Below are 5516 nucleotides of genomic sequence, written 5' to 3' on the forward strand. Positions count from 1 at the left end.
CTTTGGGGGGTTTTGGGGCTTGGCGGGGCGGGGGGGGCCCCCCCGCGGGGGGGGGGGGGGGGGGGGGGGGGCCCCCCACCGGTTCCGGGATGGCCGAGGAGCCGTACGTCAGCGGGTGAAGGTGAACCAGTTGACGTTCGTGAAGTCCGACGTGCTGCCCGAGAAGACCAGGTAGACGTCGTGGACCCCGGTGGCGGAGGCGACGATGTTCGCGGGGACCGTTTGCCAGTTCTGCCAGCCGCCGTTGTTGGCGAAGTCGATCTCGGCGATCTTGGTGCCGCCTGTGCTGTCGATCCGCACCTGGATGGCGCCGCTGACTCCGGCGGCGGCACCCGATGCGAGGCGGGCCTTGAACTGGGCAGGGGAGGTGGAGCCGAAGTCGACGGAGGAGAACTTCAGCCAGTCACCGTTGGAGATGTAGCCGACGTCGCTGCCGCCGCCGGTGTCGGAGCAGCTCTCCGTGGTGGTACCGCTCTGCGCCGAGTACGACTCCGCCTGGATGGTGCTGTAGGCGCTGACGGCGCCCGTGCCGCCCCCTGCTCCTCCCCCAGCGTCGCCGCCGGCGCCGAGGGTGATGCTCCAGGAGGTGGGCGCGCCGTCCTGGATGTGTCCGTCGACGGGGGCGGAGCCGGTGGGGCCGACGTCGTCGTAGGGGAAGGCGTAGCCGATGTCGGCGTACTTGTGGACGAGCCGCGCGTAGTGGTTGGTGACGGGGTCCTGGTAGTACTGGGAGGGCGTCACACCGTCGGGCTGGTTGTTGCCGCCCGAGACCAGGAGCGAGCTGCGGTTGAGCGCGGCGGCCAGCCGGGCGGCGATCGCTCCCCGGGCGTCCCCGCCGGAGTTGTAGAGCGGGCCTGACGCGCAGCCGAAGATGTCGACGGCGCTCGGCTTGGTGAACGGCACGCCGTTGGTGTTGAGTCCGGAGAAGACGATGGCGTTGCCGGAGACGGTGCCGGTGTAGCTGCCGATGCCGCCCTGGCCGTTGATGGTCAGCGGGGTGGAGGCGTAGTGGCTCCAGACGCGGTTGAGGTAGTCGTCCCAGTAGCCGCCGAAGTCCACCGGGGAGTGCGAGGGCGACATGACGCGAAGCACCGCGCCGGAGGAGTCGGTGACCACCAGCCGGTCCCAGGGTGCTCCGTCGGCGACGTGCTGTGACTGCAGACCGGAGGCGATCGAGGCGAGCGCGCCGGCGGGCAGCGGGCTGACCGACTGGTTGCCGCCACTGCCGGTACTGGCCATGGAGATGGGCAGCGCGACCATGTCGACGTAGGAGATGTTGGCGTACAGGTTCGCGCTGTTGAAGGTGAACTCGCAGAAGGTCCAGTTGGTTGCCCAGTTGGGGTCCGAACTCACCAGGGCGGGCTGTACGACGCCGGGCGGGGAGCCCGGGTTGACGAAGAACCGGAGTTTCTGCCCGACGGAGAACCAGACGCGCCCGCCGATGATGTAGTCGGTCAGGGTGACGGTCTTGGCGGCGGAGCCAGAGGCGCCGAGCGCGATGGAGTAGTCGGCGATGGGGGTCACCGGGGACGACGGGCTGGGCAGCCGGTTGAGTGCGCCGTTCGCCGAGACGAAGACCGGCCAGCCGCTGCTGTCGGTGCCGGATATGTAGGCGTAGACGGTGTCGTGGCCGGAGTTGTTCGCCAGTTTCACGGGGAGCGAGACTCCCGCTGCCGCCGCGATGGGGGCCAGCGGCGAGAACGGGCCGAGCGCGGCTGCGGCGCCAGTGGCACCGGCCGCGGTCAGGAAGGAACGTCGGGAAACCACAGGGGCCCTCCCGGAGGGGGTCATGGTGATGGTCCGTCAACACAACGACGGGTGTGGGGTGTTGGTTCATGTGGGGTTCTGCGCGGTGACGGTATTGGACTGGACCATTACCGTCAAGTTGCGGAACAAAAACTTCCATGTGAATCACGCTCGGCTCCTCGTAGGGCGAGGGGAGGTCCGAAGGCGGCCCGAACGGGGTGGAGTCCTCGACCGCGATCCGGGTGACGACCGACGGCGGTCGCCGGTGCCGCGGCCCGCCGAGGCCGGTCAGCGACCGAGGACGGAAGCCGCGCTCGCCGTGGTCAACCGGGACCTGCCGGCGACCCTGCGGGAGTCGGAGCACTGATACTGATGGTCGAGCCGCCCAGGGAACCCATGCGCCCATGCGCCCACACGGAGCCGACTACGGCCATGGCCACGAGACGACGCCGGACCGCCGCCCGCACGGCAACGCGGTCAACGCCTATGACCTGGCCGGCTGGACGAAGGGGGCGCGCGGGTGCCGGACGATGAGGCGATGCTCCTGACCGCGGGCGCGGGCGCGGACGCGGACGCGGTACACGAGACCGCCGTGGAACCGCTCTGGCAGGTCTGACCAATGCGCCCGGAGCACGAACTCGGCATGCACCCGCGCCGCGCGGGTCCAGGGGCGGCCTCGACGACAAGTACGACTGCGAGGGCGAAGGCGAAGGCGAGCGACGATCCATGCGGTCGCGCACGCCGGTATGCCGAGCGGCGCTCGGCATACCGTGGCGGGGGTCGAGGCAGTCAGACCTCTCAGGTGCTGAGCAGCCGGTTGAAGAAGGACCTGTAGCGGCGCAGGGCCCCGCGCAGCTCTTCCGTGTCCACTTTCTGACCCTCACCCCATTGGCCCTCGAGGTCCTTCTTGTGCTGGGCGAAGGTGGTGGCCAGGGTTTGCATGACCTCCGCGACAAGGGTGTCGGCGTCGTGGACGGCCTGGCGGGGGTCGTCGACGAACCGGTTCTGGACCGTTTGCCAGCGGTCGCGGAAGCCCCGCTCCTCGTCGTCTGCCAGCAGTTGCGGCAGTTCCTCGTCCGACGGGGCCGGGGTCTCCTGGCTCTGGGGGGCCTGCGGTTGGTCGGGGGACGCCTCTTCGGACAGGTCGGTGGCCGATCCGCCGCTGTCCTGTGCTGCGGCGGCAGGGGTGGGTGTGGCCTCGCCTGGATAGGTAGGCGCCCCTCCCGCGGCGCTGTCCGCTTCACCGACGGCCGGCTGTGCGAGATCGTCGGTGGACAGGCCGCCGGTGCTGGGACCGGTGTCGTCGTTGCGGTCCATGGTTGTCCTCCACGCGGGGTTTGTTCGTTGGGTCAGGACCGAAGGGGCTGGGCTCGGCCGCCACCGTCGGAAAGCAACTCGTCGAACAGGGCTCGGTAGTGCACCATGGCGCCCCGCAACTGCTCGGTCGTCGCCTGCCTGCGGGTGCTGAGGGATTCCACCTCGTGCGCTGCGCGGTAATGCTCCAGGGTGCGGCCGTGCTCCACCGACAGGTCCCTCATCTGCTGCTCGAATCCCTCGGTCGGGTAGCCGCGATCGTGCATCAGGGACGTCACGAGCCGGTCCGCGTCGTGCACCGCGTCCTGCGGCCGGTCCACGAATTCCTGCTGGACTCCGGTCCACTCGCGGGCGTAGCGGTCCCGTGATGCGGACGGCAGTGGTTTGATCTCCAGCGCGTCGTGACGCCTCTCGCGCTGCCTCAGCTCGCGTTCGCCGGCCATCCGGCTGTCGGATTCCTGGACCGTCCGCTCGTACTCCGGGCCGAAACGCTCACGGAGGTGACGGCGCCGCATCATCATGGAGACCACTACAGCGATCACGGCGACCACCACCACGATCGGGATGATGATCGCCAAGAGCGTTCCTGTCGACATGACCACCCGCTCCTCGAAAAGCAGTGATATGCGCCTCTACGAGTTCCCCCGTGCACCCTTTTAATCCGTTTAGGGCGGAAATATGCGGTGCGCGTCGTGTAGGGCACCGACACATGACGCAGCACCGCTCGACGCTGTGTTCACCTCACGGGCGTGGGGGTCTCTGCCCGCAGGGCGGCGGCCCGCACGCAGGCGTCCGCACACTCACGGACCCGAACTCGGGTGGACACTTGAAGCACGAATGCTGTGCCACCGAGTCCCTCACGGTTGAGCCGGGGGCCCTCGTGGTGCGAGCTGAGCCCCTCGCCGGGTGAAGGGAGTTCGACATGAACCGGATCAGGTCGAGTCCGCTGGACCTTCCCCAACTGCTGCGGGCCGCCGGCTCAGGGCTGCGCCGCCTCCCAGGAACTGCGCAGGTGAACCGGGTCGCCGAAGGTGCGCTGGACTGGATCACGGTCGTCCCTCCGCGCGGCCGCCGGATCGCGATCTACACCGGAGCCGGAATACTCGGCGTGGCGGGGGTGGTGGAGTGGCCCGTGGCCCTGACCGGCGCGGCGGCCGCCTGGCTCACCCAACCACGCCCCGAACTCACGGCCCACCCGACGGCAGGACAGGACGGCGACCCACCGGGCGAACGGGCCCGCACACCACAGGTAAAGAGGCGACCCGCAGCGGTGGCACCCGGCACAGCGCAGACCGGGAGGCGACCCGCTCCCACCGGCCCCGAGCCCGCCCCCGCGGCGAGCAGCCCCGGCACACCGCGGGCCGATAGGCGCCCCGCTCCAGCGGCCCCTGGTCTCGCCCCCGCGTCCAGCCGCCCCGGCCCCGCTTCGCCTCCTGATACCGCGTCGCAGCATCCCGGTGCCGGTGCACGACTGACCCCCGCACACTTCCACCACCAGGGCCCGCGCCGGCAGGGGCACGAACAGCCCGCCAAAGCAGGCGACCCTGCCACCGCATCAGCACTCAAACAAGTCGCACAAGCCTCCACTCACCGCGACACGCACATGTGATCAAGCCTTCGACGGCGGTCCTGGCCCGAGACATGTCATGAGACTCGGGCCTCGGGACGCGCCGACCGGCTGCCGTGTCACCTGACGAAGTCGCGGCCTCCCCCACGCTAGAGGCCGAACAGCACGTCCACCGCTGCCGCGACAGCCCCCACACACACTGACCCGCCCGAGCGACCTGGCCTGCCCACGGTCACCTGCCGCGGCAGGGCCGATCTTAAGCGGCCGCTTACACACCGAAGGCAAGGCGAAGTAGCCCGACTCACTCCCTGCCCACCGCCGGGCGAGGTAGGGGCAGGATTGCCGGGGTACTCGCCTGGACGTGAAATCTGGCAACCGGGGCTGAGTCGGACCCCGGGCGACGTCGTTACCTGCCTTCAGGGGTCGGTCAGCGACACAAAACAAGATCCAAGACGCCTCACCGGGCGCCGTCACCAGCGGTCGGCACGCCGGCCGGAAAGTTAGGAGGGCCCAGTGATTGCCCTCGGCGTCATCCTCCTCATAGTCGGGTTCATCCTGCACATCGGCATCCTGTGGACGATCGGGATCATCCTGCTCGTCATCGGAGCCATCCTGTTCCTCCTCGGCTCCGTCGGACACGCCGTCGGCGGCCGACGTCACTACTGGTAACCGCACGCAGAGGCGTTGCCGCGGTCTCGCCGCGAGGGCGGCCCCAACCCGCCGATCGCGCGGGCGCCGCGGCCGCCCCCGTCGCCCTCGCACGCGGGCACCGGACCCCCCTCAAGCAGCCATGTAGCGCCGTCCCCCATCCGACGACGACACCGGACCACTCGTCTCACCGCCGGCGTCAGCAGTGGCCCCACCCCCTTGCGGCCGCGGGCCCCCGCTC

4 protein-coding genes are annotated in these 5516 nt (G+C 69.9%); 1 reads left to right on the forward strand and 3 read right to left on the reverse strand.

What is annotated here, in order from left to right; translation table 11 throughout:
• Positions 1 to 108 precede the first annotated feature (108 nt).
• The 3 genes from V7E45_RS38430 to V7E45_RS38440 all read right to left on the reverse strand — a co-directional run bounded on the left by V7E45_RS38430 (position 109) and on the right by V7E45_RS38440 (position 3656).
• Positions 109 to 1767, reverse strand: coding sequence for a beta-1,3-glucanase family protein (locus V7E45_RS38430; protein ID WP_333778918.1), 1659 nt, complete (start codon positions 1765 to 1767; stop codon positions 109 to 111).
• Between the two features lie 777 nt (positions 1768 to 2544).
• A complete protein-coding gene (locus V7E45_RS38435) occupies positions 2545 to 3063 on the reverse strand; it encodes a hypothetical protein (RefSeq protein WP_333778919.1) in 519 nt (172 codons plus the stop codon).
• 32 nt (positions 3064 to 3095) lie between these two features.
• Positions 3096 to 3656, reverse strand: a complete 561-nt coding sequence (locus V7E45_RS38440) for a hypothetical protein (protein WP_333778920.1) — start codon at positions 3654 to 3656, stop codon at positions 3096 to 3098.
• Positions 3657 to 5140: 1484 nt separating this feature from the next.
• On the opposite strand from V7E45_RS38440, the gene V7E45_RS38445 reads away from it, so the two are divergent.
• The gene (locus V7E45_RS38445; protein WP_333778921.1) at positions 5141 to 5296 is read left to right on the forward strand and encodes a DUF6131 family protein; all 156 of its coding nucleotides are present in this window, start codon (positions 5141 to 5143) and stop codon (positions 5294 to 5296) included.
• Positions 5297 to 5516 lie beyond the last annotated feature (220 nt).

This window comes from Streptomyces sp. IBSBF 3136 (assembly GCF_036815105.1).
Classification (GTDB): domain Bacteria; phylum Actinomycetota; class Actinomycetes; order Streptomycetales; family Streptomycetaceae; genus Streptomyces.